Below are 26,250 nucleotides of genomic sequence, written 5' to 3' on the forward strand. Positions count from 1 at the left end.
GTTTACCCCTCTTGCAGTTCCCGCCTTACCAGGGTTCCCATTTCCGCTGTGCCGACCAATTTGGTTCCCGGTACATAAATGTCCGCGGTGCGGTAGCCCTTGGCCAGCACCCGCCCTACGGCATCTTCCACGGCCGCCGCCTCCCGGTGCATCTTAAAGGAATATTTAAGCATCATGGCGGCCGAAAGGATGGTGGCCAAGGGATTGGCCTTCTGCTGCCCGGCAATATCCGGGGCCGAACCGTGGACCGGTTCATAAAGGGCGGTGGAGCCCCCAATGCTCGCGGACGGCAGCATGCCGATGGAACCGGTCAGGACGGAAGCCTGGTCGCTTAAAATATCGCCGAAGGTATTTTCGGTGACGATGACGTCAAACTGGGTGGGGCGGCGTACAAGCTGCATGGCGCAGTTGTCGACATACATATGTTCCACCGTAACGTCGGGAAACTCGCCTTTCAGGCTTTCCACCGTATCCCGCCATAAACGCGAACTAGTAAGGACGTTGGCCTTATCGACGCTGGTTAAATGACGGCGGCGGCTGCGGGCAATCTGGAAGGCCAGACGCACGATACGTTCAATTTCCGCCCGGGTATAAAACATGGTGTCGTAGGCCACTTCGCCGTCTTCCGTCTTTTCCCGTTTTTTAGGACCGAAGTAGAGGCCACCGGTAAGCTCCCTGATTATGATGAGATCGGTGCCGCTGACTATCTCCCGCTTCAATGGCGAGGCATCGGCCAGGGGTTCAAAAAGATAGGCCGGCCTTAAATTGGCATAAAGGCCGAGTTCTTTACGCAGGGGCAAGAGGGCGGCCGTTTCCGGACGTTCCTCCGGCGGCAGGGCGTCCCATTTTGGACCGCCGACGGCCCCCAAAAGCACCGCATCGCTCTGCCGGCAGAGCTCCAGGGTTTCCGGCGGCAGGGCGCGCCCACAGGCGTCAATGGCCGCCCCCCCTACCAGGGCTTCGGTAAACTTAAACTCAATTCCGGCACGCCTTGCGACGACCTCCAGGACCTTTACGGCCTCGGGGACAATCTCGGGACCAATGCCGTCACCGGGCAAAACGGCGATTTTATACATGCACCTTCACCTTCCTGGCCACGTAGGGCATGAGCCCCCCGGCGGCGATGAGTTCCTGCATAAAGGGCGGGAAGGGCGCCACGGGGTAGGTTTCTCCCCTGGTCAGGTTGACTATCTCGCCCTTCTCGGCATCGATCTTTACTTCATCCCCCGCCTTTATCCCCGCCGCCGCGGCCGGGGACTCAAAGATGGGCAGGCCGATGTTGATGGCGTTGCGGTAGAAAATGCGGGCGAAGGAGGCGGCGATGACCGCCGCCACCCCGGCGGCCTTAATGGCCACCGGCGCGTGTTCCCGAGAACTGCCGCAGCCGAAGTTTTTGCCGGCGACAATTATCTCTCCTTTTTGCACCCGCCCGGCAAAGGTGGGATCAGCGTCCTCCATGCAGTGCCGGGCCAGTTCTTCGGGGTCGGAGGTATTCAGGTAACGCGCCGGAATAATGGCGTCGGTGTCGATGTCGTTGCCGAAGGTGTGGCATTTACCCTGGATGATCATTTTACTACCTCCTCGGGAGCGGCGATGCGCCCTTTAACGGCGCTGGCGGCGGCTACCGCCGGGCCGGCAAGATAGACTTCGCTTTCCGGATGGCCCATGCGGCCCACAAAGTTGCGGTTGGTGGTGGACACGGCCCGCTCGCCTTTGGCCAGGATCCCCATGTGCCCGCCTAAACATGGACCGCAGGTGGGCGTGGATACCGCCGCCCCGGCTTCGATAAAGATGGTGATGAGCCCTTCGGCCAGGGCGTCGGCGTAGATCTTTTGCGTGCCGGGGATGATGATGAGGCGCACTTCGGGATGGACCTTTTGCCCTTTGAGAATTTGCGCCGCTATTCTTAAGTCCTCCAGCCGCCCGTTGGTGCAGCTACCGATGACTACCTGGTCAATCTTTATTTCGCCTATTTCTTTGACGCTTTTGGCGTTCTCGGGCAGGTGGGGCAGGGCTACCTGGGGCTCGATGCCGGTTACGTCGATGTCTATTTCCCGGGCATACCTGGCATCAGGGTCGCTTTCATAGATGTGGTAGTCCCGTTTTAGCCGCCCCTGGATGTAGTCTATGGTCTTTTCGTCGACGTGGAAGATGCCGTTCTTGGCCCCGGCTTCGATGGCCATGTTGGCCATGGTGAAGCGGCCGTCCATGGATAGTTCGGCTATAGTTTCGCCGGTGAATTCCATGGCCATGTAGCGGGCACCGTCGACGCCGATTTGTCCTATGGTGTAGAGGATGAGGTCCTTGCCGCCGACCCAGGGCTTAAGCTTCCCATGGTAGCGGAAGAGGATGGTCTCGGGTACTTTAAACCACAGCTCGCCGGTGGCCATGGCGGCGGCGAGGTCCGTGGAGCCGACGCCGGTGGCGAAGGCCCCCAGGGCCCCGTAGGTGCAGGTGTGGGAGTCGGCCCCTATGACCAGGTCCCCGGGGCCGACCAGCCCCGCCTCGGGCAACAGGCAGTGCTCGATGCCCATGCGGCCGATTTCGAAGTAGTGGGCAAGCCCCTGCTCCCGGGCGAAATCACGCAAGATTTTCGCCTGCTCGGCGGATTTGATGTCTTTGGCCGGGGTGAAGTGGTCGGGCACCAGGACTACCCGTTCCGGATCGAAGACTTGCTTTAGACCGAGTTTCTTGAACTCCTGGATGGCTAGCGGTGCGGTGATGTCGTTCCCCAGGGCCAGGTCTACCTTGGCGTTGATGAGCTGGCCTGGCTCCACGTGTTCAAGGCCGGCGTGGGCGGCCAGGATTTTTTCGGTGATGGTCATGCCCATGGAGTCTACCTTCTTCCTCCGAAAATAACTTATCTTTGGCTGGCTATGTTTGCGCTCGCTCCGTGGTCTTCGCGGAGCGGCCTACAATTCAGCCTCGGGCTCGGGCGGGGTTCCCGGCCTATTCGGCATCCTTGCCTCAAAGGCCGGCCTCGGACCTCCTGTCCTCGGCCCCGCCCTCGCTCCTCGGCTTCACTAAGGCCGCTTCACCGCTCAGACCAAGTCGCTCGCTACAAACAAATGCACCCCCACACTATCATGGTTCGCTCTGTTCCGACTTCAGACTTACTGTTTCATGCTTCCATAACCTGCAGGTTTTCTTCCCCGATCTCGTAGACGACTTTATTAATCGCGTTCACGTAAGCGCGGGCACTGGCTTCCAGAACGTCGGTGCTAATGCCCCGCCCGATGAAGACCCGGCCGGCGTATTCGACCTTGACGGTAACCTCGCCCACGGCATCTTTGCCGCCGGTTACAGCGTTCAAAGTGTAGGATTTGAGGCAGACGGGTATGCGTGTGATCTTGTCGATGGCCTTGAAGGCGGCGTCCACCGGGCCTTCGCCGCAAGCCGCCTCTTCCATTAATTCCTCGCCCACCCGCAGGCCGATGGTGGCCGTGGGCACGACCCGGTTGCCGGTGGAAATATGGATATGTTCCAGGACGAATTTTTCAGGTATCTGCTTAATCTCGTGCTCGACGATGGCTTCCAGGTCGCGGTCGCTGATCTCCTTCTTGCGGTCGGCCAGCTCTTTGAAGCGGGCAAAGGCTTTGTCCAGTTCCGCTTCATTGAGTTTGAAGCCCAGCTCTTCCAGGCGGGTGCGCAGGGCGTGGCGGCCGGAGTGCTTGCCCAGGACGATATTGTTCTGCACCAGGCCGATCATGGCCGGGTTCATAATCTCGTAGGTGGTGCGCTCCTTCAGGACGCCGTCCTGGTGGATGCCGGCCTCGTGGGCGAAGGCATTCTTGCCGACGATGGCCTTGTTGTACTGGACGGGCATACCCGTCAAACTGCTCACCAGCCTGCTGGTGCGGTAGATCTCCTCGGTGACGATGCCCGTATGGCAGCCGTAATAATCGCGGCGGGTGTAGAGGGCCATAATCAACTCTTCCAGGGCCGTATTGCCAGCCCGCTCGCCGATGCCGTTAATGGCCCCTTCGACCTGAAGGGCGCCGTTCTCAATGGCCGCCAGGGAATTGGCAACGGCCAGCCCCAGATCGTTGTGGCAGTGGACGCTGATCTGCACCCTGTCAATACCCGGTACCCGCCGGCGGATCTCGGCGATCAGGCGGCCGAACTCGGCCGGAGTGGCATAGCCGACGGTGTCCGGGATGTTGAGGACGGTGGCCCCGGACTCGATGGCTGTCGCCAGCACCTGACAGAGAAAGTCGATGTCGCTGCGGGAAGCGTCCTCCGGGGAAAACTCCACGTCCTGGCAGTAACTTTTGGCCCGGGCCACCCCTTTGCGGACGGCAGCCAGGACCTCTTCCCGCGTCATACGCAGCTTGTATTTTAAATGAATGTCGGAGGTGGCAATAAAGACGTGGATGCGCGGCCGTTTGGCGTCTTGCAGAGCTTCCCAGGCGCGGTCGATGTCCCGGTCGTTGATGCGTGCCAATCCGGCAATGATCGGGCCTTCCACTTCCCGGGCTATAGCCCTGACGGCTTCAAAATCACCGGGCGAGGCTATGGGAAAACCGGCTTCAATAACGTCCACCCCCAAGCGGGCCAGCTGGCGGGCGATCTTCAACTTTTCTTCCACATTAAGGCTTACCCCCGGCGACTGCTCGCCGTCGCGCAGGGTAGTATCAAAGATATAAATCCTTCTGCTCGTTTCCGTCACGAACCATCAACCTTCCTTGGCCAGTCTATTCCGGGAGGAGCATTTCGTTTAAAGCGGCGCCATTCAAAACCATGGGATAAACCATTTCCTCCTCGCTGATGCGGCAGTCGATGAGGACAAGGCACTCTTCCTGCATGGCCTGAGCGAGTACCGGTACCACTTCTTCCTGTTTAGTAATACGCAACCCCTTGGCGCCATAGCACTCCACCAAGCGGACGAAGTCGGGATTACCGGTAAACTTTACCGCTGTGTAGCGTTTGTCATAATAAAAATGCTGCAGCTGGCGTACCATGGCCAGACTTTCGTTGTTAAATAACAGAATTTTTAAAGGTAATCCCTGCTCGACGGCCGTACCAATCTCGGCCATGGCCATCTGGAAGCTACCGTCGCCGGTAATCAGCCACACCTGTTTGTCGGGGCAGGCCAGGGCGGCGCCGATGGCCGCCGGCAGGCCGTAGCCCATGGTTCCCAGACCGCAGGAAGAGATAAAGGTCCGGGGCTCGGTATAGCCGTAAAAGAGGGCCGCCCACATCTGGTGCTGGCCGACGTCGGTGGCGATAATCGCCCGGCCGCGGGTCATTTCCCCCAGCCGCTCGATTACCCACTGGGGCCGCACCTCACCCCCCGGGCCGTAGGTGAGAGGGTAATTATTGCGCAAGGTTTTAATCCGCTCCAACCACACCGGGTGCCTGGCCGGCTCCACCAGGGGCAGGAGTTCCTTTAGCACACAGCCTATATCTCCCACCAGGGGCAAATCAACCCGCACGTTTTTGCCAATTTCCGCCGGGTCAATGTCGACGTGGGCTATTTTAGCCTGGGGCGCGAATTTTTCAACGGCCCCCGTCACCCGGTCGTCAAACCGCACCCCCAGGCCCACCAGCAGGTCGCATTCCATAACGGCATGGTTGGCGCACGGCTTGCCGTGCAAACCGACCATCCCTAAAGATAAGGGATGGTCCTCCGGAAAGGCCCCCAGCCCGGTAAGGGAGGTGGCCACCGGTGCTTGGATCTTTTCTGCCAGTTCACGCAGATAACCTTCCGCCCCCGAGGCGATCACTCCGCCGCCGGCAAACAGTAACGGACGCCGGGCTTCCTTAAGAAGCCTGGCCAGGGCGCGGAGCTGGCCGGGATGGCCCTGGTAGGTAGGTTTGTATCCCCGTAATTCGACCTTTTCCGGAATCGGTGTCTGACAGGGAGCCAGGGCCACATCCTTTGGTATATCTATCAACACCGGTCCGGGGCGGCCCGTACCGGCAATGTAAAAGGCCTCTTTAACAATGCGGGGCAGTTCATCGACATCCTTGACCAGATAGTTATGCTTGGTTATGGGCAGAGTGATTCCCGTTATATCGGTTTCCTGGAAGGCGTCGCTGCCCACCATGCTCGTGGGCACCTGGCCGGTGAAAATTACCACCGGTACGGAATCCATATACGCCGTGGCAATGCCCGTTACCAGGTTGGTAGCGCCGGGACCGGAGGTGGCAAAACAGACGCCCGTCCTGCCGCTGGTGCGGGCGTAACCGCTGGCGGCGTGGACGGCGTTCTGTTCATGGCGGACCAGGACGTGACGGATGGACGTCTGGGCCAGCTCATGGTAGAGGGGCAGGACGGCGCCGCCGGGATAGCCGAATACCAGTTCCACCCCTTCGGCTTCCAGCACTTCCATAACGGCCCTGGCACCCGTCCGCATCCTAGTCTCCTGTCCCATCACCGCTGGCCTCCATTCCCTTCGTTTTCGCCCCCCGGAGCATGGCGATTTTACCCGTGCGCACTACTTCCCTGATGCCGAAGGGACGCAGGGCATTTTCCAGGGCGTCGATTTTGTCGGCGTCGCCCGTTGCTTCGATAATAAGGCTGTTGCGGGCAATGTCCACAATCCGCGCCCGGAAGATGTCAACGATCTGCATGATCTCCCCGCGAACCGCAGGTTCGGCATTGACCTTAATGAGCATCAGTTCCCGCCCCACATGGGGGTCATCGGTGATGTCGCTGAGTTTAATGACGTCGATGAGCTTATTTAACTGCTTGCAGACCTGCTCGATAATCTGCTCATCGCCGTCCACCACTATGGTCATGCGGGATATGGAGGGATTTTCCGTACGCCCTACCGCCAGACTGTCGATGTTATAACCCCGGCGGCTGAAAAGGCCGGCCACGCGGGTCAAAACTCCGGGGCGATTTTCCACCAGAACCGAAAGGGTACGTTTCACTGCTGCCTACCTCCTGTTACCATCTTGTTCAAGGTACCACCCGGGGGCACCATGGGGAAGACATTTTCTTCCCGGTCGATTAAGAATTCCACCAGGAAAGGCCCTTCCGTTTCCAGGGCTTCCTGGAGGGCCGGGACCACTTCCTCCCTGCTGGCCACCCGCCGGGCCGGTAGGCGATAAGCTTCGGCCACCTTGACAAAATCCGGGTTGCCGCCGAGTTCGGAATAGGCATAGCGCCGTTCAAAGAAGAATTCCTGCCACTGACGCACCATACCCAGATAACCGTTGTTGAGAAGGATGATCTTTACAGGGATGTTATAATGCCGTAAAGTAGCTAATTCCTGGATGTTCATCTGAAAGCTGCCGTCCCCTGTGATGGCCACCACCGTTTCCCCGGGCCTGGCAACGGCCGCTCCCATGGCGGCGGGCACGCCGAAGCCCATGGTTCCCAGGCCGCAGGATGAAAGGAAAGAGCGCGGCCGCTCGACGGGATAGTACTGCACCGCCCACATCTGGTGCTGGCCGACGTCGGTGCTGATGATGGCCCTTCCCTCAGTTAAGCGATACAACTCTTCGATCACATACTGGGGTTTGAGGCCACACTCATCATAGCGCAGGGGGTTTTCTTCCTGCCAGCGCCAAATCCTTTGCCGCCATTCCGGATGTTCTTTCCTCTCGGGGAGCTTCGCCAGAATGGCCTGGAGGGCCTGGCGGGCATCGGCGACGATGGGAATGTGGGCCGGGACAACCTTGCCGATTTCGGCGGCGTCGATATCAATGTGGATGATCTTTGCCTGGGGCGCAAAGGCCTCGATCTTCCCCGTCACCCTGTCGTCAAAGCGGACGCCGACGCCGATAATCAGATCCGTCTCGCAAACGGCGTAGTTGGCGGCTACGGTGCCGTGCATTCCCACCATGCCGACGAAGAGGGGATGGTTTTCCGGAAAAGCCCCTTTACCCATCATGCTGATGACGACGGGAATATCCTGTTCTTCGGCCAGCTGCCGCACTTCTTCATGGGCCCCCGAGGTAATCACCCCACCTCCGACAAACAACAGGGGCCTGGCGGCGGCTTGAATGGCGGCGGCGGCCTGGGCCACCTGCAGGACATGGGGCTCTACTCGGCTGCGATAACCAGGAAGGCGTAGTTTGGGGGGATATTGAAAGGCCGCCCGCTGGGTGGTCACGTCTTTGGGGATATCTATAAGAACCGGACCCGGCCGGCCGGTGGTTGCCACGTAAAAGGCCTCGTGGATGGTGGCCGCCAGATCCCTGATGTTTTTCACCAGGTAGTTGGCTTTGGTGATGGGCATGGTAATACCGGTAATGTCGGCTTCCTGGAAGGAATCCCGGCCGATCATAGCCACACCGACCTGTCCGGTAATGGCAACGATGGGAATGGAATCCATGTAGGCGTTGGCTATGCCCGTCACAAGGTTGGTAGCGCCGGGGCCGGAGGTGGCTATACAAACGCCGGGTTTACCCGTGGCCCGGGCATAGCCCTCGGCGGCATGGGCGGCCGCCTGCTCATGGCGGGTCAAAATATGACGGAGGCCGGATACTGCCAGTTCATGATAAAGGGGCAAAACCGCCCCTCCGGGAATACCAAATACTGTATCCACGCCTTCTGCCTGCAGGGCTTTGATGATGATTTCCGATCCGGTTAATTTTTTCGTTTCCGCACGATCCCCAATGGTTTAAGCACTCCTTTGCGCATGGGATAGATTTACTCCAATACCGCGCCTTTAGCCCCGGAAGTCACCATCCGGGCATAGCGGGCCAGGTAACCGCTGTTAATTTTGGGCGGCGGCGCCTGCCACTGGGCCCGGCGGCAGGCCAGTTCTTCTTCCGGCACCTCCAGCTCCAACTTGCCGGCCTCGATGTCGATGGAGATAATGTCCCCTTCTTCAACCAGGGCGATGGGCCCTCCTACCGCCGCCTCGGGTGAAACGTGGCCGATGGAGGCGCCGCGGCTGGCGCCGGAAAAGCGGCCGTCGGTAATGAGGGCCACGGAGCTGTCCAGGCCCATTCCCGCCAGGGCGGCCGTGGGGCTGAGCATTTCCTGCATACCCGGCCCGCCCTTGGGCCCTTCGTAACGGATGACGACAACGTCGCCCGGCTTTATCTTCTGGGCCATTATGGCCGCAAAGGCTTCTTCCTCGCTGTTGAAAACGCGGGCCGGTCCTTTATGCCGCATCATCTCCGGCAGGACGGCGCCCTTCTTTACCACTGCACCTTCCGGGGCGAGATTCCCGTACAGGACCGCCAGCCCTCCTTCGGGGCTGTAGGGATCCTCGACGGGCCGAATGACGTCCCGCCGCCGTACTTCCCGACCGGCGACGTTTTCCGCCACCGTTTTACCGGTTACCGTCAGGGCGCTGCCGTCGATGAGGCCGTGGCGGTAAAGTTCCAGCATTACCGCCGGGATGCCGCCGGCTTCATCTAAATCCTGAATGTGCTGACTGCCGGCCGGGCTCAACTTGCAGATCTGGGGCGTTCCCTTGCTTACGGCGTCGAAGGTGGATAAATCGAGGTCCACCCCCGCTTCCCTGGCCACTGCCGGCAAATGGAGGCAGGTATTGGTGGAACCGCCCAGAGCCATATCGACGGCCACGGCATTGTGGAAGGCGGCCGCCGTCATTATATCCTGCGGGCGAATGTTCTCCTTCAGCAATTCCATAATGCGCATGCCGGCCTCTTTCGCCAGGCGGATGCGGGCGGCGCTTACGGCCGGGATGGTACCGTTGCCCGGCAGGGCCATCCCTAAAGCTTCCGTCATGCAGTTCATGGTGTTGGCCGTAAACATCCCCGCGCACGAACCGCATCCCGGGCAGGCACACTCCTCCAGCTCGGCCACTTCGGCTTCCGTCATCCTGCCGGCCTGGGCGGCGCCTACGGCCTCGAACATGGTGCTGAGGGAAACGTCGCGTCCCTTGAAGCGTCCGGCCAGCATGGGGCCGCCGCTAACAAAAATTGAAGGCAGGTTTAAACGGGCCGCGGCCATGAGCATGCCCGGAACGATTTTATCGCAGTTAGGAATGAAGACCAGGGCGTCAAAGGGGTGGGCCATGGCCATTACTTCAATCATATCTGCTATTAGCTCTCTGCTGGCCAGGGAATACTTCATCCCCACATGGTTCATGGCCAATCCGTCGCAGACGCCGATGGTGGGAAACTCCAGGGGCGTCCCGCCGGCCAGGCGTACCCCCGCTTTGACCGCTTCAGCCAAAGTATTTAAATGGATATGACCGGGAATGAGTTCGTTATGAGCGTTAACAATGCCGATGATCGGACGTTCTATTTCGGCATCGGTAAGGCCCATGGCCTTAAGGAGCGACCGGTGCGGGGCCCGGGCCAGACCTTTTTTCATGCCATCGCTGCGCATATTCCGTTCCCCACCCTAAACAAAAATTTGCGGGCCGTCGACTTTGGTCAGTTCCCTGAACCTGTGGATGAGGTCCCGGGTGATGGGGCCAGGTCGGCCGTCCCCTATAATACGTTCGTCCACTTTAACTACCGGCACGATCTCTGCCGCCGTACCTGTTAAAAAGCATTCATCGGCGGTGTAAACATCGTGGCGGGTGAAGACTTTTTCAAATACGGGTATCCCCGCTTCCATCGCAAGCTCCATGACGGCATTACGGGTAATGCCTTCCAAGAGCCCGACAAAGGGGGGCGGGGTAATCAACTGACCGTTTTTGATAATAAAAATGTTGTCACCCGTTGCTTCGGTCACATAGCCCTCTTTATTGAGGAACAGCCCTTCCGGGGCACCAGCCCGCGTGGCTTCCATCTTGGCCATGATGTTGTTCAGGTAATTGAGGGATTTAATCCGCGGATCCAGGGCGTCGGGAGGGTTGCGACGGGTGCCCACGGTGACCAGTTCAAGGCCTTTTTCGTATAACTCCGCCGGGTAGAGTTCAATGGCCGCGGCGATGCAAAATACCGACGGCCGGGGGCACTTGCGGGGATCAAGGCCCAAATCCCCTTTGCCCCTGGTGACAACCAGGCGGATATAGGCATCCCGCAGGTTATTGCGGCGGCAGGTTTCCAGGACAACCTGGGTCATTTCCTCTCTGGTCAGCCCGGGATCGAGGTTAATGGAACGGGCGGATTCATAGAGGCGGTCTATATGGGCCTTAAGGCGAAAAACCCGCCCGTGATAGGCGCGTATCCCCTCGAAAACGCCGTCGCCATAGAGTAGCCCGTGATCGAAAACAGACAGCTTTGCCTCTTCTTCGTCCACATACTGCCCGTCAAGGTAGATAATAAGCCCCACGCTTCTTCCTCCTCTTTTTATCGGTCGGCAGCAGTTTGCGGCCGGGCGACAAATGCCGCAAAATATGTTTAAGTTTCAGTATAAATAACCGCCATTTAAGTGTCAAGGATTTTTAAAAAATTACCAGGTCGGGCTTAATCAAAATAAAAAGGCCACCCCCAGCAATTGGGGTAGCCTGAAAGATAAACAGTAAGTTTTTTATGGTGTAAAGGGCACCTGCATGCCCGTAAAGACGTAGGCCTGCAGCCAGATAAGGGCGCTTAAAAGGATGGCCAGGGCCAGGCTGTGCCAGACCACGTTGCGGAAAATTGGGCCGACGGCCGCCATGCCCTCTTCATGGTCCTCATAACAGGCAACCGTGGCTACCACGATGCTCTGGGCGTCGATCATCTTACCCATAACACCACCGGTGCTGTTGGCGGTAACTATGAGGACAGGGTTCAGGCCTAGCTGCTCGGCGGTAATGCGCTGCAGGCTGCCGAACATGGCGTTGGAGGAGGTATCGCTACCGGTCAGGAAGACGCCCAGCCAGCCGAGCATGGAAGCGAAGAAGGGATATGCGGCTCCCGTCTTGGTAAAGGCCAGGCCCAGGATGGCGTCAGTACCGGCATAACGAGTGACATAACCCAGGCCCACGACGGTAGAGATAACGGTGATGGGTACCTTCATACGTACTACTGTGCGCCGGATGGTTTCTGACCACTGGGCCGGTGTAAGGCGCAGGACAAAGAGGCCGGATATTAACGCCGCCACCATGATGCCGGTCCCGGCGGCAGACAGCCAGTTAAAGGTATAGACCGCCGCTTCTAGTTCGGGCTTATTGCCGTGGGCCACCGGCGGCGTACGGAAAACTATGCCGTGGAGATAAGGCATATTGAATTTAGGGCAAGAAATACTATTTAAAAATGCCTTCCAACCGCCCATGCCCCAGAGGAAGACCGCGCCGGCCAGCAACACCCAGGGCAACCAGGCCTGGACCAGTTCGCCGGTGGTGTACCTGGGGAGCTGCTGCTTTTTAACCGCCACGGCGCTGGTCGCCGCCGCTTCGCCGGAAAGGGCGTCTTCGGTGGCAATAATGTGTTTGGGCTGCCACACCTTCAAGAAGAGGGCCGTTACCACCATGCTGACAATGCCGCTGGCGATGTCCACCAGCATGACATTGCCGGCTTGAGACATGGCGTACTGGGTCAAGGCAAAGGAAGCGCCGCAGACCAGGGTGGCCGGCCAGACCTCCCAAACGTCCTTCCATTTACCTTTATCCATAAAGACCAAAGTGGCAACCAACCAGAAAGGAACGATGATGGAGAAAAAGGGCAGCTGGCGCCCCGCCATCTTGGTGATCAGCTCGGCGGGGATGCCGCTGACGTTGGCCAGGGTGAGAATGGGCGTACCGATTGCACCCCACGCCACCGGCGCTGTGTTGGCAATCAGGCAGATTACGGCGGCGGTTATGGGACGGAAGCCCAATCCCACCATTAGGGCACCGGCCACGGCTACCGGGGTGCCGAAACCGGCCGCACCTTCCATGAAGGCGCCGAAGCTGAAGGCCACCAGCAGGGCCTGCAGACGACGGTCTGGCGAGATGCTGGCCACGCTGTTCTTAACGATCTCAAATTTCCCTGTTACCAGAGTCATCGTATAAAGAAAAATTGCCGAAAAAACGATCCAGCCTATTGGCAGCAGGCCATACATGGCGCCCATGACAAAGGCGCTGATGGCCGAAGGAACGGGCATCTTCATTACCATCACAGCAATCAGAATTCCAACTACCGCAGCGGTAATGGCCGCATAAGGAGCGAATATACCTCGCTCAATACGCCCGTACTTGTTCTTATGGGGGTGGATGGCCAGCAGGTACAGCAACACGACAATGGGCAGAGCGGCTACAACCGTGGATAAAAAGACGTTATTCAGCGGGTTATAATTCTGCAAGTATTGCAAAATAAGTCCCTCCTCTCATTTTTCAAAGCTCCCTTTTTATAAAACAATTCGTTCATACGATCTCCTCCCCTTTTATCACCTCCCGTTGTTTCTTTTCGGGACCAATGTCCTGCTGGTTAGACCACACCGTGATATTATTAATATATTCAACGAACCATGTAATTTTCCTGCTGAATCATGCAGAAAATTTTTATTTGCCTTTAAACTTGTGATTACTATAACTTTTTTCCGTACATAAACGATACATCTATGCACATGATAAAAAAGAACACGAGGTGGAAAGGAGGCTTTGTTATGGCCAGATTAAACGAGCTAGAAATCGCCCAGTTAAGTGATGAACAAATAAAAAAGCTGCAGGAGACGGAAAGGATGATCAACACCGCCGGCAACCTGGATATCTACCTCCTCGCCCTTAAAAAAAAGTAACTCGGCCAAGGTTCAACCTTGCAACCGAGCTGAAACGTTTATAACTGCCATGCGCCCCTGGGAAGGGGCTTTTTTAATGACAGCCGCTGCAGGTACTGCAGCTGCCGCCGCTGCAGCTGCTGCCGGAAGAAGTACCCGGTTCGCCTTTGCGAACATATAAAAATCCGGTAAAGCGCTGGCTGACCTGACCGCCGCACTCAGGGCAGCGGACTTTCTCTCTATCCTTAATGGCTACGAACTGGCTGAACTGGTGTCCGCACTCGTTGCATTTAAAGTCATAGGTCGGCATAGTTTCATCTCCTTCCTCGGCAAAATTATAACACCCTATAGTCCTTTTTGTCATCCTCGGCGACCTTCAGTGTACTGGACGAAGGGGTTAAATAGTCTGGCGGAAGAACCCGGCAGACGTAATAATCAAGGGCTTCCACCAGATCGATGATGGGATTATCCTTATAAGGTTCACCGGAAGGAGAATAAAGTAGCCGCACCCGAGGGCGGAGGGCGTGACCCCACGCTGTCCCGGTGACCACGCCAACGTCACCGCTGTTGAGCTGCACCAAGGTGCCGACGGGGTAGACGGCAACATTGGTCAAAAAGGCTTTGACAATCTCATAATCATGGGTAAAATTGCCGGAAGCCGCCAGCATCTCATAAGCCTCGTGGGGCGGATAGGCACGGCGGTACACCCGGTCGGCGGTTAAGGCGTCGTAAACGTCGACCACCCCGGTAATTCTGGCAAATTCATGGATTTCATTACCCTTTAGCCCCTGGGGATAGCCGCTGCCGTTGTAACGCTCATGGTGTTCCAGAGCTACCCGTGCGGAAACGAGGCTCACTTCCTTCTGCATGCGTAGTATTTCAAAACCTTGGCGGGCATGCTTACATACGAGTTCATATTCCTCCACCGTTAGCTTGCCTGGTTTGTTCAAGATATGGAGGGGCACGCAGGTCTTACCGATATCGTGGAGCAGGGCGCCAATGCCGAGCAGCAGCAGGGCTTCCCGACTGTAACGCAGGGTTAATCCTGTAACCATAGCCAAAATACACACGTTCACCGAATGGCCGAAGGTATAATCATCCAGGGCGCGAATATCGGTGAGGTTGACCATCAGTTCTTTACGATCTAAAAGATCTTCGAGGAGGCTCTCAACAATGCGCTGGATGCGGCCCGAATCGACCAGCAGCGGCACGTGGCCCCTTTCCCATTCCCGGCAGCTGTCGAAAAGCTCCCTGACTGCCTTGACGGCAGCCAGGCGCGTTTCTTCACGCACTATGTCTTCTACTTCCACATCTTCTAGAAAATCGTCGCGAATATATACCGCCGGCACGCCCAGCTCCTTTAAGCGCACTATGTAGCTGGGTTTTATTACCACGCCTTTGTTAAGCAAAACTCGCCCTTCGGCATTATAAATGGTCCGGGCCACCACCATACCCGGTTTTAAAGCGGTGACCGCTATTTTACGCACAGGCGGCACTTCCCTTCTTCAGTCGCCCCTTAATCTTGCAATAATTATAACCGCGGCTCCTTTATTTAATATCGACGCTAAATCTACCATCTTAAAAAATAAACCACCCTTTAGGGTGGCCCGCCTTTAATAAGCCTGCCGGTTGTGGGGGAAGATGCCGTAACCCGGATCCTTTTGCTGGCGGTAGAGGTAATAAATTAGGGCCGCCAGGGCACCGCCGAGGATCACGATCCCGTAGATCACTTCCTTCACCCCCTCATACACTGACCCTCAAGCCAGCCCGGCGCGGCTGACTTTCTCGTGTTCGATAAGGCTTACCGTATCCTTTAAAATGCGGATGAATCTCAGCTCCGGGTCTTCCGGGCCTTGCAGGTCGGCATGTTCTTTCTTCAATAGATTAACATAATCTATAATCTCCCGGGTAATAACCTCTCCCGGGCAGACAAGGGGAATCCCCGGAGGATAGGCCGTAATGGCCTCGGCGCTGATTTCTCCTTCGGCATACTCGAGCTCTACACTGCGTGTCTGGCTGTAAAAAGCGGCCCGCGGCAGCACGGCCATCCTGGGAATGGCCGGCAGGGGCGGACAGAACTTAACTACGTTTTTCAAGGAATGCCGGCCCGCGACATCCTCAAAGGCCGCAACTAAACGGCCGGCCGTTTCCCAATCGTCACCGATAGATACGAGGAGCAGAACGTTATAGAGATCGGAGAGCTCTACCTGGATTTTGTACTCCCGGCGCAGGATGGCTTCCATTTCATAGCCCGAAAGGCCCAATCCCTGGACGTTGACGGTAATTTTGGTGGGATCGATGGCCACGCATCCAGGTAGTGTTGCCGCTTCTTCACCCATTATATTTAGCCCCTCAATACGGGAAAGCTGCCTGCGAATCCAGCGGCTGATTTCCAGGGTGCGCGCCAGGAGCTCCCGGCCTTTAAGGGCCATCTGTTTTCTGGCCACATCCAAGGAGGCCAGTAAAATATACGAGGGGCTCGTCGTCTGGCTGAGGTTGAGAACGGCCTTCACGTGTTTAGGGTCCAACCTTTTTCCCTGCAGGAGAAGGAAAGAGCTTTGCGTCATGGAGCCCGCCAACTTATGGGCGCTCGCCGCGGCCAAATCGGCACCGGCCGCCATGGCCGACAGCGGCAGATCCGGGTGAAATGGGAGGTGGGCCCCATGGGCCTCATCAACCAGCACGGGTACGTCATACTTATGGGCCACTTCCACTATTTCTTTCAGGGGCGGTACGGTGCCATAGTAGTTGGGGCTGATGACAAATACCGCCTTTGCGTCGGGGTGCTCTTTTAAGGCCCTCTCCACCTTTTCTGGCGTAACACCCATAGATATGCCAAAATCCTCGTTAATCTCGGGTTCAATATAAACGGGATGGGCTCCGCTCAATATAAGTCCGCCCAAGGCGGAACGGTGGGCATTGCGGGGAATGATGATTTTATCCCCCGGCTGGCAGACGGCCATGATCATCGCCTGAATGCCGGAAGTAGTGCCGTTGACAAGGAAAAAGGCGTAATCCGCCCCGTAGGCGTCGGCCGCCAGCGCCTCCGCTTCCCGGATAACGTCGCGGGGGTTGCAGATATTATCCAACCCGGGAACACAGGTGAGGTCCATGGCCAGGACCCGCTCGCCGACGTATTCTTTCAATTCCGCCAGGGCCCGGCCCTGTTTATGACCTGGTACGTGAAAGGGCAGGACACCTTCATCTATATACTGTTTGATGGCCGTAAACACCGGTGTTCTGGTTTGGTCCAGCATGGCAAACGCCCCCCATCTCGCCTTGCAACAGATTTTATTACACCATAAATGACGTCGTATTGCAAGCATAATTCTCTCTATATTTTTATGGGGGCAGGCCATACCGGGTTACATGGAAATACAAAGAGCCGTCAACCGACGGCTCATAAGTTTTAAGCTTTATTTCGCCCCCAGCTCGGCGGCGATTTTCTTCCTTTCGGTCCTATCGATCTTTACAAAACGGCCCTTGAGCTTGGTCATTACTTCCGGCATTGTCGTGTATTCCATATCCTCTAAGGGCAGGCGGTGGGGCTCGAAGGGACCCAGAGAACGCAGGTAGTTGGCTATTTCGTTGGCCGTCTGCCGGGCTTTGTCAAAGGCAACATCGGCAAAGAGGTCCTGGGGACCCACCAGGCGCCCACCGGACAGCTGGAACCCCATGGCCACCACCCGCGGCGGGCCGTCAAACCGCGTCGGCGTCGCTTGATTCAAACCTACGGGCATTAAAGGTCCGATGTGGGAACCGCGCATCCAGCCGGCCACCAGATGGGGGTTGGCGAAGGGCTCCAGGGCTTCGCCCACGGCCGGCAGGCCGCTCTGGCAGCGGACGATGCATACCGGATCGTCTTTGCCTACATAGCGACCGGCCATGAGGTTCAAGCGTTGGGTGCTGGACACGGCGGCAATTTCACCCGTCGATTTAGAATAAACGGCCTTGATGCAGTAGCGCCCCGGCGCACCGATGAAAACAAGGAGGTCGTACATCTCTTCTGGCAGAGAAAACTCCACCCGCTCATTTTTGATGAGGTCGTAAACCTCGAAACGGAATCCCTGGTGCATCTTGGGATCGATGACCAGACCGATGGTGTTGAAGGGATCGGCAAACATCTTGTAGAGGGGAAAGTTCCAGGCGCCGGGCTCCGTCTTGTCGGCGGCGAATACGATTACCGGCTCGCTCTTGCGTTCCTCAAACTCCATTTCGGCGACTCCCGGCCCCATACCCTTGACGTTGCCGGAGAAGGCATCAGAAAGGAGATCCTGACCGGCACCGTAAAGCTTCAATTCCCGGGCCACTTCGGTGCACTGCAGAAAAACGTTCCAGGCCAGGTGATGAATTTCCGGGCAGTCAACGCCATATTTATGAGTCATGATGAGGTTGATGTCGTCGCCCACATGGGTAACCCGGTAATCTATAAGCAGCTTGCTGGCGGCAAGACAGCGCTCCGCTGTCTCTAACAGGCGCGGGTGCACGCTGGAGTGGCCTACATAGCCGCCAATATCAGCTTTGATGACGCTTAATGTAATCCTTTCACCCACAGTTACGAACCCCCTTACCCAGAAATAAAATATATGTGCTATACTATATGCTTTTTTATTCGATATAGAATAGCAGATTTCCTGCATCGGCTATAAAATTTTTTGCAATAAAAAAGCCTTCCCCGTGGGGAAGGCCTGATGAATGAACATTTTGTCCTCATTTAGCACACCTGGCTATTTTTATGTTTCTGCAGGCTCCGTATGATGGTAATTACCAAAAAAACCAGAGCCATCAGATACAGGGAAATAGAAATCGGTGTGGCAAATAAGCTGCTTATTTCACCCCGGCCCATTATCAGGGCCTGGCGCAAAGAGCGTTCCATTATCGGCCCCATTACCAGACCGATTAACAAGGGGGCAGGGTCGTATTCAAATTTACGCATCAAATAACCAACCAATCCGGCACCCAGCATAACCCAGACGTCAAATATATTGTTATTGTCTGCATAGGCCCCGACCATACAAAAGAGCAGGACCACCGGCATCAGGTATTTCTGCGGTATGCGAGTTATGCTCGCCCAGATACCGACCAGGGGCAAATTTAAAATTAACAGCATGATGTTGCCGATGTACATGCTGCCTATGACGCCCCAGAAGGCGTCCGGATGCTCCCGCAGGAAAAGGGGACCGGGCGTCACGCCCATTAAGAGCATGCCGCTTAAAAGGACGGCAATGGCGGGCGAAAAGGGTATCCCCAGGGATAACAACGGTACCATGGCACCGGCGCTGGCGGCGTTGTTGGCCGATTCCGGCCCGGCCACGCCCTCAATGGCGCCTTCGCCGAACTCTTCTTTATGCTTGGAAACGCCTTTTTCCAGGCTATAGGAAGCAAAGGAAGCTATGGTAGAAGCGGGACCCGGCACCAGACCAATTAAAAATCCCAGGAAACTTCCGCGTAATATAGGGGGTAAGGCCCGCCGGAGCTCTTCTTTCGTCGGGTAAAGGTCGCGCAGGCCCACTTTCATTACTTCCATTGGTTGATCGACCTGGCTGGCCAACCAGAAAATCTCGCCCACCCCGAACAGGCCGGCGGCAATGGCAATGAAACTCAGCCCAGTACCCGCGCCAGCATAGTTAAAGGTGAAACGATTGACGCCCCCCAGGGGGTCCAAACCTACTGTAGAGAGTAACAACCCGAAGGCGATCATTAAGAAGGCCTTAAGGCCGCCTTTGCCCGACAGATTTGATAAAAGGATTATACTGACAATAGTCAGTGCAAAAAATTCAGCCGGGCCGAATTTCAGAGCCACCTTGGCCAGGGGCGGCGCGAAAAGCTGGAGGAGGATAACGCCGAGGGTTCCTGCAACAAACGAACCCAGGGCGCTGACGGCAAGGGCCGCCCCGGCCCGTCCTTTCCGGGCCAATTTGTATCCTTCCAGGCAGGTTACCACGCTGGCCGGTTCGCCGGGAACGTTGACTAAAATTGAAGTTGTCGATCCGCCGTACATGGCGCCGTAGTAAATCCCGGCCAGCATAATAAGTCCGGCTGTCGGCCCCATTTTCACCGTCAGGGGTAATAACATGGCCATAGCAGCGGCCGGACCTAACCCGGGAAGTACACCGGTCAAGGTTCCGACAATAACTCCGATTAGGCAGGCAAAAAGGTTAAAAGGCGTTAGAGCCAGTTGCAAGCCTTCCAGTAAAGGCATTGTCCATCCTCCTAAATTAAAAGGCCCGTCGGAAAAGATACTTTAAGCCAAAACCCGAAAATCAAATAAGCTCCAAGTACGGCACCTGCGGCAATGAAAACAGCCTTAGACCATTCTGTCACACCCAGCAGTTTGCAGCACAAAAGGATCAAAAGAAAGCTGGTGACAAAGAAGCCCAAAGTTCCCATAAATAAGAGGGCGGCAATAACTAACACAGTTAAAAATAATACCCTGATGTTATTTTCCGCCGCGTTTTCGCTTTTTTCCTCTTCCTGTGATTTTGTTTTAAATATACTGACTATAAAAAGCCAACCGGCGAGGACGATGACGGCCACTGCAATAAGCATGGGAAAAACCGCTTCACCCGGTGCGGTCAAAGTACCAAGCTCGTACTGGCGGGAATAAAGTAAGAAAAATAACCCTATTCCCAGCAGTATTAAGCTGCTAAGAGCATCTTTTTTAGCCATGCTCCTCCTCCTTGACGGCTTATAAAACCGCCCGTGGAGTGCTGCGTACTTGGAGCACTCCACGGGACGAACTGAGCTGCTACGTAGACTGCTGCTTACTGTTTTTTCATATTAATTTGGGCCATTAGGGCTGCCAACTCCTGATCCTGCTTGGCTATAAACTGATCAAAGTCTTTGGCGTTGCGGAACTCGATATTGGCACCCATTTCGGCGGCGAATTTCTTAAACTCTTCGTTTTCAGTAACTTTCTTCATGGCAGCTTCCAATTTGCTGATTACGCCTTCCGGAGTGCCGGCCGGCACGGCGATGCCCCGCCACAGGGAGAGGGTCAAATCGATGCCCTTTTCTTTAAAAGTGGGTACATCCGGTAAGGCCTGCAGCCGCTGCTCGCTGGTGACCGCCAGGATCCTGACCTGACCGGCTTTGACCTGGGACATGATTTCCGCCGGCAGCTGGGAGCTGGCTTCAATCTGGCCGCCTAAAAGGCTGGACACGGCCAAACCCTGGCCAAAGGGCACATGGGTAAATTTAGCCCCGGTTTTGTTTTCTAAAGCCACGGCTACGAGATGGGTAAAGCTGCCGTTGCCGGAATTACCGATTCTTACTTTACCCGGATTCTTTTTGGCGTACTCGATGAACTCATTGATGTCTTTCCAGGGGGCATCGGCCCTGACGGCAATGCTCACCGGCTCGGTGGTCAGCTCGGCTACGCCGCTGAAAGCCTTGTAGTCAAAATTCATATTGCCAGCATGATAGGCGGTGTTGATGGAATTGGAGTTCCAGACGATGCTGTAGCCGTCCGGCTTCTGACTCTTGACATAGGTGTAACCCGTGGCACCGCCGGCGCCAGTACGGTTGACGACGGAAATGGGCTGGCCTAATTCCTTACCGGCTATTTCCGCCACCTTGCGCGCCAGCAAATCGGCGCCGCTGCCCGCGCCAAAAAGAACTGTCATTTCGATGGGTTTATTTGGATAGTCGACTGCCGCCTTGTTCTCGCCTTGCCCACTACTTTTTGCGCCTTCCTGGGTCTGCTTGGTGCCGCCGCAGGCGGTAAGGGTGAGGCTGAGCACCAGCATCGTGACCAGCAATGCAGCTAAGCCTTTTGACCTCCACCTTTTCATGATAACCCTCCTTAAAATAATGTTTTTATTAATGCAGCGGTACACCCGCCGGCATTCCGGCTACAATAAGCCCTAACGCAATGGCTATTGCGCTAACGAGGGTTAATATCACGCCGATTTTGAAAAGATCTTTAAAGCTGAAGTACCCGTAAGCATAGGGCAGGACAAAGGAAGGGCTCTCGGTTACCAGAATAAAATGGGTCGAGGAAGCGAACCCTGCGGCCATGGCCAAGGCAAGCACCGGCAGGCCGTTTTGCTGGGCATAGGCAATGATAAAGGGTACATTAACCGATGCCGCCGCCGTAAAGCTGGAAAAACCCAAAGAATCTACGGCCACTAATAGGGTTACAGCAAAGGGCTGTAAGGCCAGTGGTAGTTTGGCCATGGGTTTTAAAGCATGTTCGGCCACCCACTGGGCCAGTCCGCTCTGGCTGGCAGCCAGGCCCAGGGCAAAACCGCCCACCACCAGCATCAAAGCGCCCCATTCCAAATGCTTCTCAACGTCGCTCCATTTTTTAAACACACCGATGCCCGGCATTGCCAGGAGCCCTAGTATAAGCAGGGAAACCAGAGCTATCGGTAATTTATTCCATGTTCCGGTAAGCCAAAGGACTACCGCTATCAGGAAAACCGCCAGGGTGGTGATTTCTTCCGTAGACCAGGGGCCCATATCTTTGAGTTCTTTTTTAATAACTTCTTTTCCATAGGGCAACTCTTTAATCTCAGGTGGAAACAGCTTAAGAATCAGCCACCAGGAAATCAGGCTAACTACTGCAAAAATTGGGGTAGCTATGGCCGTCCAGTCTAAAAACGTTACCCCTATTTTGGCTTTGTTAAGAAAACTCATGGTAATCACGTTGGAAGCGACTCCCGAAGGTGTGCAGATGCCCCCCAGGGTCGATCCGAACATGATGGCCATCATCAACCCCCGGCCAAGGTTGCTCTCCCCCGGTTTGGCATCTACCGACTGGAGCAGTCCAATTACAATGGGCAACATCATAGCCACCACGGCGACGTCGGTAACAAACATCGATATAACAAATGAAACTAGGAAGTAAATCCCTATTACCCTGCTTACTTTGGTGCCGGAAAGGGCAAGGAGCAAATAAGTGATCCTTTTCCCTAACCCCGATTTGGTAAAGGCCACCGACAGGGCCAATACACCGATCAAAAAGGGTACAAAACTGTCGCCAAAACTCTGGCCGATAGATTTGTCCAAACTGAGGATACCGGTTACATGCAGCATTACCGGTACCATTAATGCCGTTACCGGAATGGGTAACGTCTCTGTTAGCCACCAAAAAACGGTGGTGATCATGACCCCCAAGGTACGTATGGCCTCAGGCTTCATTCCCGCCGGAGCAGGTAAAAAATGAAAGAAAACAAGAACCACTATTCCTGCGATAAAATAAGCAAGGTTGATACCAAGACTTTTTTCAGCAACTTTGGTCTGAATTTTATTTGCATGTTGTGCTACAGCCATAAACACACCGCTCCATTAATAGTAATTTATTGCAGCCACACGGGATAATGGAGAGGGGAGGAGAGGAGCCACTTCTCTCCCCCCTTATCTCCTACCAGTTAACAGGCAGCCAGAAGCATTCCTGATAAATTTAAGGATTGATAACTACCTTCATGGCCCCGTCTTTACGGTTGACGAAGTAATCCAACCCCTTGTGGAACTCCTCTAACGGGAAGGCGTGGGTCATGATGGGCTTGGCGTCGATTTTGCCCTGGGCCATCAGGGACAGGGCGCGCTTGCAGTTCTGGTTGCCTTCACCGCGTACCGTCAACAGGCTGATCTGGTTCATGACGACGTAGTCAAGATTGGCCGTGACAGGCTCTTTATAGAAGGACACCAGGACCATGACGCCGCCTTTTTTAGTCGACTTGATGCCGTATTCAAAGGCCTGGGAATTGCCGCCGCACTCGAATACCCTTTCGGCCCCTTTGCCGTCGGTAAGGGCCATGACTTCGGCAACGGGATCGGCAACCTCGCGGATGTTGATGGTATGGGTTGCGCCGAGCTTGCGACCCTTGGCTAAACGGTCTTCACGGGTACCCATAAGGATGATCTTTTCCGCCCCTAAGGCACGGGCCCCTTGGACCACAGACAAACCGATGGGACCGGGACCGATAACCAGAACCGTATCGCCGGCGATGTAGCCGCCACTCTTATCGATGGCGTACAGAGCGCAGCCGGCTGTCGTCACATAGGTGGCCTCGTTGAAAGAAATGTTATCGGGAATTTTATAAACAGAATTTACGTGTTGGACGGCGTACTCGGCGAAACCGCCGTCGACCGTCATGCCGGCGGCCCGGTGCCCTTTGTCCAGGCGTCCGTAATTCAAGCAGGCGGTATACTTGCCGTCGATGCAGTTTTCGCAACGGCCGCAGCCTTTATGGGCCTCAATGGCCACCCGATCGCCCACTTTGAACTCGTCTACCGTGTCACCAACGGCCACTACCGTACCGGCCCATTCATGACCAAAGGTAAACTCGCCGTAGGGCGGCATCTTGGGCATACCTTTGGTTATAATTTTCACATCGGTACCGCAGATGCCGCAGGCCGCCACCCTCACCAGCACCTCGCCCGGTCCGGGTTTGGGGACTGGCTTTTCAACCAAACGCACATCGTTAGGTCCGAATAGAACCAGGGCCTTCATTTTTTCCGGGATTTTATAGTCCATTTTAACGTATAACCTCCTCCGAATGATTATGCCGTAAATTGTATCTGCTACTTGGGGATATGTCCCTCCGCCGCTCAAGAGTTACGCGCCTGCCAGCCAGACTTCCATTAATTGATGCATCACGGCTGCCGCGCTGGAAGAAAAGACCGGGTCGTTGATATTGGCGTCCAGTTTCATTATCTTCACCCTGGGTTCCAGGTTGGCCTCCAGGGCCGCAACCAGGGCGGCGTCGGCCGCCGGGTCGTGGAGGGGCCCGCCGGCGCGGCCGTTTTCCGACCAGCCCTTGAGGGGTACCATGACGGCCACCGGTCCCCGGGCCGCGTTCAACCTGGCGGCCAGCTCTTCGCCCACCCGGGTCAACTCTTCTTTGGTAGCCCGGACGTTAGTGTTGTAGGGGTTATGGTAGTGGGTCGGCCGTCCCCGGTAGGCCGGAGGGATGCTCTCCGCCGGGCCAAAACAGAAGTAATCCAGCCCCCCAAGGGAGATCACCATGGGAATGCCCTTTTCACCTGCCGCCTTCAGGCGCGGCCGCATGGGCGTATAGATGTCGCCCGCTTCAGGGAAAACCTCGGCCAGCAGTTCATGGGTAGTTAAATCTAATACTCCTTGGATCAACCCGGCTTCGATCAACTCTTCCATGGCCGAACCGCACGCGCCAGACGCATGGAAGGCAATGACTTCGTAGCCCAAATCCACCAGATTTTCCCGGGCGGCGACGACCGCCGCATTGGTATTGCCGAAGGCGGTAGTGGCAATAACCGTCTGTTTACCGGGCCTTAAGGGTTCTCCGTGGGACGCCATGCCCATGACCGCTCCCGCGGCGTTGCTCAAAATGGTCCGGCTGACAGTGTTGGGGCCGCCCAGCAGATCGGCCACCGAGAACATCATGATGATGTCCTTGTACTCGATATAGGGACGGATGTTGCCGGATGCGACCGTCGAGACGATCACCTTGGGCAGCCCGATGGGCAGGGCTCGCATGGCGATGGCCGCAATGGCCGTGCCCTGGTTGCCGCCGATGCCCAGAACGCCCGCCAGTTCGCCCTGCTTGTAAAGATCGAGCAGCACCCGCGCCGCTCCCATTCCCATGGTCTGCATCATGGCATCGCGGCGCAATGAGGGAAGTTCCTTATATTCCACTCCGCCCAATCGGCAAATCTCTTCCCTGGGGTAGGTGGCTTTAAAGCTGTGAGGAAGATAGGTGCTGACGTCCAGCACCGGCGCCTCCCATCCCCGGGAAGCGATGAATTCCTGTAAAAATCGGGTTTCTGCTTCTTTTGTATCGACGGTAGCAACTATGGCAATTGCCTTGTGCGGCACGCTATTCTCCTCCAGGACGTTTTAAGCCAGGGCCCAGGCTTCTTTAATGACCCTCTTGGCATTGGCCAGTATCAATTCTGAGGTTTCACCGGGAAGCAACGGGCGCACTTCGGCGCTTAAAACCGGTCGCTTCTCCGGACCGATGAGGCCCATATTGGCCAGCAGGCGGAAATAGGCGCTGACATCCTTGGTGTCTATTTCCCCGTCTTCCACACCGAAGCGCGGCTGCAGATCGCCGTACAGGGGATGTCGCCGGTCCTTCATGACGCAGTTGCCGATGTGGAAGGCCATTACATAATCTTTTACCAGGGGCAGGGCTTCCTCGGGCTTTTCCCGAAGCAGGGGGAAGTGGGACAGATCCGCCAGGAGCCCAAATTTAGGATAGCTGGGCCGGAGTTCTTTAGCAATATCAAATGCATCCCTGAAATGGCCGATTAAGGATTCTTTGTCAATATCCCGGTCAAAAATCTTTAAGGTGATGGCCGGGTCACCCATCTCTTTGGCATACTCGCAGATCTGTGCCAGGGAGTCTACTAGCAGCTTCTTGGCTTCCTCGCGCTTTTCCGGGCCGGGATCCTTACCAGCGGGGATGCGTACAGCGGAAGCACCTAAATCGGAGGCTTCCTTCAGACAGTTAAAGACCTGCTTGATGGCCCTTTTCCTTTCGCCAGGATCGAAAGAGTTCAGGTTTAATTTCTGGGAAAAAATGGCCGGCTGACAGGCATAACATACTTCCATATGGGCAATTTTTAACAAATGGGCCGCTTCGGTACGCTGTTTAATGTCCTTGATCCAGCCGACTTCCACCGCGGTAAAGAAGTCGTCTTCGGCGATGCGGCGTAGTGTCTCAACAACCGGGCCGGTACCGTTGACTACTTCGGGAAAAGCTTTAAAATGCACAATCCCGACCTTCATGAACTCGTAAATGGAAGCCCGCATTTTT

The 26,250-nt window shown here is 56.1% G+C and carries 22 protein-coding genes; 1 reads left to right on the plus strand and 21 read right to left on the minus strand.

Annotation, left to right across the window (positions count from 1 at the left end; translation table 11 throughout):
• Positions 1–2: 2 nt before the first annotated feature.
• The 10 genes from leuB to MHFGQ_RS12440 form a co-directional block, all read right to left on the minus strand.
• Positions 3–1,076 (minus strand): 3-isopropylmalate dehydrogenase, encoded by a 1,074-nt coding sequence (leuB, locus tag MHFGQ_RS12395; protein ID WP_106005424.1) that lies wholly within the window; start codon positions 1,074–1,076, stop codon positions 3–5.
• Complete coding sequence (locus MHFGQ_RS12400) at positions 1,069–1,569, minus strand: 3-isopropylmalate dehydratase small subunit (RefSeq protein WP_106005423.1); 501 nt, start codon at positions 1,567–1,569, stop codon at positions 1,069–1,071. Before MHFGQ_RS12400 ends, leuB begins: the two co-directional genes overlap by 8 nt.
• A complete protein-coding gene (leuC, locus tag MHFGQ_RS12405) occupies positions 1,566–2,831 on the minus strand; it encodes a 3-isopropylmalate dehydratase large subunit (protein WP_106005422.1) in 1,266 nt (421 codons plus the stop codon). The genes MHFGQ_RS12400 and leuC overlap by 4 nt, the downstream gene beginning before the upstream one ends.
• Before the next feature lie 290 nt (positions 2,832–3,121).
• Positions 3,122–4,669: a 2-isopropylmalate synthase gene (locus tag MHFGQ_RS12410; protein ID WP_106005421.1), complete on the minus strand. Its 1,548-nt coding sequence runs from the start codon at positions 4,667–4,669 to the stop codon at positions 3,122–3,124.
• 25 nt (positions 4,670–4,694) lie between these two features.
• Entirely contained in the window at positions 4,695–6,377 is a 1,683-nt protein-coding gene (ilvB, locus tag MHFGQ_RS12415; protein WP_106005420.1) for a biosynthetic-type acetolactate synthase large subunit, read from the minus strand.
• Positions 6,361–6,879 carry an acetolactate synthase small subunit gene (gene ilvN, locus MHFGQ_RS12420; RefSeq protein ID WP_106005419.1) on the minus strand — a complete coding sequence of 173 codons (519 nt, stop codon included), beginning with the start codon at positions 6,877–6,879 and terminating at the stop codon, positions 6,361–6,363. Before ilvN ends, ilvB (MHFGQ_RS12415) begins: the two co-directional genes overlap by 17 nt.
• Positions 6,876–8,501, minus strand: coding sequence for a biosynthetic-type acetolactate synthase large subunit (gene ilvB / locus MHFGQ_RS12425; protein ID WP_245907832.1), 1,626 nt, complete (start codon positions 8,499–8,501; stop codon positions 6,876–6,878). The genes ilvN and ilvB (MHFGQ_RS12425) overlap by 4 nt, the downstream gene beginning before the upstream one ends.
• A gap of 104 nt (positions 8,502–8,605) precedes the next feature.
• Positions 8,606–10,264, minus strand: a complete 1,659-nt coding sequence (gene ilvD, locus MHFGQ_RS12430) for a dihydroxy-acid dehydratase (RefSeq protein WP_106005417.1) — start codon at positions 10,262–10,264, stop codon at positions 8,606–8,608.
• Between the two features lie 15 nt (positions 10,265–10,279).
• A complete protein-coding gene (ilvE, locus tag MHFGQ_RS12435) occupies positions 10,280–11,158 on the minus strand; it encodes a branched-chain-amino-acid transaminase (RefSeq protein ID WP_106005416.1) in 879 nt (292 codons plus the stop codon).
• Positions 11,159–11,356: 198 nt separating this feature from the next.
• Positions 11,357–13,102, minus strand: a complete 1,746-nt coding sequence (locus MHFGQ_RS12440) for a lactate permease LctP family transporter (protein WP_106005415.1) — start codon at positions 13,100–13,102, stop codon at positions 11,357–11,359.
• A 291-nt stretch (positions 13,103–13,393) separates the two neighbouring features.
• Between MHFGQ_RS12440 and MHFGQ_RS12445 the strand changes: the two genes are divergently transcribed.
• A complete protein-coding gene (locus MHFGQ_RS12445) occupies positions 13,394–13,525 on the plus strand; it encodes a polynucleotide phosphorylase (RefSeq protein ID WP_106005414.1) in 132 nt (43 codons plus the stop codon).
• Positions 13,526–13,598: 73 nt separating this feature from the next.
• Here the strand turns inward: MHFGQ_RS12445 and MHFGQ_RS12450 are convergent, their stop codons facing one another.
• From MHFGQ_RS12450 to MHFGQ_RS12500, 11 genes are all read right to left on the minus strand, one after another.
• The gene (locus tag MHFGQ_RS12450) at positions 13,599–13,814 is read right to left on the minus strand and encodes an FmdB family zinc ribbon protein (RefSeq protein ID WP_170066265.1); all 216 of its coding nucleotides are present in this window, start codon (positions 13,812–13,814) and stop codon (positions 13,599–13,601) included.
• Between the two features lie 25 nt (positions 13,815–13,839).
• Complete coding sequence (locus MHFGQ_RS12455; protein WP_106005412.1) at positions 13,840–14,991, minus strand: HD-GYP domain-containing protein; 1,152 nt, start codon at positions 14,989–14,991, stop codon at positions 13,840–13,842.
• Between the two features lie 270 nt (positions 14,992–15,261).
• On the minus strand, positions 15,262–16,761 hold the full coding sequence (locus MHFGQ_RS12460; protein WP_106005411.1) for an aminotransferase class I/II-fold pyridoxal phosphate-dependent enzyme: 1,500 nt from the start codon (positions 16,759–16,761) through the stop codon (positions 15,262–15,264).
• Positions 16,762–16,920: 159 nt separating this feature from the next.
• Positions 16,921–18,057, minus strand: a complete 1,137-nt coding sequence (fbp, locus tag MHFGQ_RS12465) for a fructose-1,6-bisphosphate aldolase/phosphatase (RefSeq protein WP_106005410.1) — start codon at positions 18,055–18,057, stop codon at positions 16,921–16,923.
• A gap of 161 nt (positions 18,058–18,218) precedes the next feature.
• Positions 18,219–19,706, minus strand: a complete 1,488-nt coding sequence (locus tag MHFGQ_RS12470) for a tripartite tricarboxylate transporter permease (protein WP_106005409.1) — start codon at positions 19,704–19,706, stop codon at positions 18,219–18,221.
• Positions 19,707–19,717: 11 nt separating this feature from the next.
• A complete protein-coding gene (locus tag MHFGQ_RS12475; protein ID WP_106005408.1) occupies positions 19,718–20,173 on the minus strand; it encodes a tripartite tricarboxylate transporter TctB family protein in 456 nt (151 codons plus the stop codon).
• Positions 20,174–20,268: 95 nt separating this feature from the next.
• Entirely contained in the window at positions 20,269–21,297 is a 1,029-nt protein-coding gene (locus MHFGQ_RS12480) for a tripartite tricarboxylate transporter substrate binding protein (protein ID WP_106005407.1), read from the minus strand.
• 28 nt (positions 21,298–21,325) lie between these two features.
• Complete coding sequence (locus tag MHFGQ_RS12485; protein ID WP_106005406.1) at positions 21,326–22,780, minus strand: SLC13 family permease; 1,455 nt, start codon at positions 22,778–22,780, stop codon at positions 21,326–21,328.
• A gap of 130 nt (positions 22,781–22,910) precedes the next feature.
• Positions 22,911–23,987 (minus strand): zinc-dependent alcohol dehydrogenase, encoded by a 1,077-nt coding sequence (locus MHFGQ_RS12490; protein ID WP_106005405.1) that lies wholly within the window; start codon positions 23,985–23,987, stop codon positions 22,911–22,913.
• Positions 23,988–24,068: 81 nt separating this feature from the next.
• Complete coding sequence (locus tag MHFGQ_RS12495) at positions 24,069–25,307, minus strand: Tm-1-like ATP-binding domain-containing protein (RefSeq protein ID WP_106005404.1); 1,239 nt, start codon at positions 25,305–25,307, stop codon at positions 24,069–24,071.
• A gap of 21 nt (positions 25,308–25,328) precedes the next feature.
• On the minus strand, positions 25,329–26,246 hold the full coding sequence (locus MHFGQ_RS12500) for a sugar phosphate isomerase/epimerase family protein (RefSeq protein ID WP_106005403.1): 918 nt from the start codon (positions 26,244–26,246) through the stop codon (positions 25,329–25,331).
• Positions 26,247–26,250: the final 4 nt, after the last annotated feature.

This window comes from Moorella humiferrea, assembly GCF_039233145.1.
Taxonomy (GTDB): Bacteria; Bacillota; DSM-521; order Neomoorellales; family Neomoorellaceae; genus Neomoorella; species Neomoorella humiferrea.